The sequence below is a fragment of the Gemmatimonas sp. genome, from assembly GCF_044345575.1.
GTDB lineage: Bacteria > Gemmatimonadota > Gemmatimonadetes > Gemmatimonadales > Gemmatimonadaceae > Gemmatimonas.
On record NZ_JBIJAW010000440.1, the window covers coordinates 1 to 2,502 of the forward strand.

Annotated in this window: 2 protein-coding genes; both read right to left on the bottom strand. The window is 65.6% G+C overall.

Translation table 11 applies throughout. The features are described from left to right. Window positions 1–1,941, bottom strand: a 1,941-nt coding sequence (locus ACIQ6O_RS16370; protein ID WP_396208838.1) for a 5'-3' exonuclease H3TH domain-containing protein, incomplete at its 3' end; no start/stop codon positions are given. 26 nt (window positions 1,942–1,967) lie between these two features. Beyond that, window positions 1,968–2,502 (bottom strand): GWxTD domain-containing protein (locus tag ACIQ6O_RS16375; protein ID WP_396208839.1); only part of this gene is annotated, 535 nt, incomplete at its 5' end.

Consider the following 2,502-nt stretch of genomic DNA (forward strand, 5'->3'; position numbering starts at 1 on the left):
GAGAATCACGCGCAAACGGGGATTGGAGTTGATGTTGAACTCCTCGCCCGCTTCCGCGTAGATCGCCTGCTCCACCTTTTCGCGTTCGGTCCTGAAGCGTGTCTTAAGGCTCTCAAACCACGCGAGATCAATGGCGATCCCCTCGTACTCCATGTCGGCCAGCACCGACACGAGCGGCACCTCCATCTCCTGCAGCAGCGGCAGCATTTCGTGCGACGCGAGCAATGGCTCGAGCAACGCACGCAGGCGCATCGTGACATCCACGTCTTCACACGAGTAGTCACGGGCCGCGTCCACCGGCACGGCATCGAACGGCAGCTGTGTCTTGCCCTTCCCGCACAGCTGCTCGTACGCCGTCATGGTGTGTCCGAGAAACTCGAGGGCAAGCAGGTCGAGTCCGTGACTGCGCCGTCCCGGATCGAGCACGTAGCTGGCGAGCATGGTGTCGAATTCGAGTCCCGCCATGCGCACGCCGGCGCCGCGAAGCACCAGTACGTCGTACTTGGCGTTTTGCGCGATCTTCTTTACTGCTGGGTCTTCGAGCATCGCGCGGAGTGGCGCGATGGCGTCGCTGCCGAACGGCGGAAGATTCGCCGGCTCCGGCACGCCCGCGTTGATGCGACGACCGGCGATCCCCGCCTCGCCGCTCAACAGCGCAAGGTTGCCGCCGCCATCATCGCGGCGATGACGGAACGGCAGGTAGTACGCCTCACCGGGCGCCACCGCAATCGACAGGCCGACCAGATGCGCGCGGAGCGCGTCCACCGCGTGCGGCGCATCGACATCGGTGATCGTCTCCGTATCGATCGCGATGTACGGCACCTCGCGCACGCGCGCGAGCAGCGCGTCGAGTGCCTCCAGCGTGTCCACCGTGGTGTAACGCGCATCGGCCAGCACGGGCACCCCGCTGTCCCCCAGCAGCACCACCGGCGCATCCGGACGACCGGGTAGCGATGGCGTGCGAGCCGCCCCGCCCGCCGCATCCGGTTCCGTCGCCGACCGCGGCACGCCCACAGACGTGCCAGCCGAGACGCTGCCTCCCACATCCTTGAGCAGGCTGCTGAATTCGAGCTCGAGATAGAGCGCACGCAACGCCTCCGCATTGGGGGCGTTCACATGCAGTTTCTCCGCGTCGAGTTCCACCGGCACGTCGCAGTGGATGGTGACGAGCTGCTTCGACAGACGCGCTTCCGCTTCGTACTGCAGCAGCGCTTCCCGCGGCCGCTTCTTCGTGATCTCGTGGGTGTGGGCGAGAATGTTCTCGAGCGGCCCGTACTGGGTAATGAGTTCGATGGCGCCCTTCTCGCCGATCCCCTTCACACCCGGCACGTTGTCGCTGCTGTCACCGACGATGGCGAGATAGTCGATAACGCGCTCGGGCGGCACGCCGAGACGGTCGCTCGCGTTCTCCATGCCCACCCAGTTCTCTTCCACACTGGCGGGGCCGCCGCGGCCGGGGTTGAGCAGCCACACACCGGGGCGCACGAGCTGCTGAAAGTCCTTGTCGCCCGAGACGATCACGACGTTGTAGCCGGCCTCGACTCCCTTCCTCGCCATCGTGCCGATCACGTCGTCGGCTTCGAACCCTTCGGCCGTGAGTACGGGAATATCGTAGGCCGCGAGCAGCTGCAGCACGCGCACGAGTCCCTGGTCGAAATCGGCCTGGAGATCGTCGGCCAGCTTTTCGCGCGTCGCCTTGTAGTCGGGGTAAAGCTCGTCGCGAAAGGTGGCGCCACTGTCGTGCACCCACGCCAGCAGCTCCGGCTTGTGGGTGTTGAGCAGGCGCTTGAGGAAGTTCGCCACGCCCCACGCGATGCTCGTGTTCTCACCGCGGCTCGTCGTGAGCGGCCGCTGCATCAGCGCAAAGAACGCGCGATAAATCAGCGCGTACCCGTCGACAAGAAAGAGTCGCGGTGCGGGCGGCAGGGAGACATCAGCCATGGTGTCCCCCTGCCGTCAGGGCAAGATCAGCGGCTGCTGGTGTTGTCCAGCTTGCGACGGATGGCCACGTCGAGATCGCCACGACTCTGCGGAGCGATACGCCAGCGGCCAAAGCCGGTCTGGTCGACGAAGAGGAGCTGCACGCGCAGCTCACGATATTCCCAGATCTGCTGGCGCACGCGCTCATTGGGATTGAGCAACCCGGTGTCGATGATGTTGTCGGGATCGCCGAGCGCCACGAAGGCGGTGCCGCGATCCGATTGCCATCCGGCGGCGGCATCATCACGGAAGCGGATGTTGGCGGCGCGGATACGGGCAAAGTAATCGCGCAGCCCCTCGTGTTCAGCTGTTCCGGGCACCGGATCGGTAGCCTTGAGAAACGCGGTCCACGCCGCGGCGCGCCCGGACAGATCGGCATCGCGCAGCTCCCGCAGGCGATCGGCAGTGGCGAACCAGCGCAGATACGTGAGCATTTCGTCGAAGGTACCGATCGGCACGTCCTCACCCAGTGTCACGAGCACGCGCGTGCGGGCGGTATCGGGACGTCCTTCGCCGGTGATC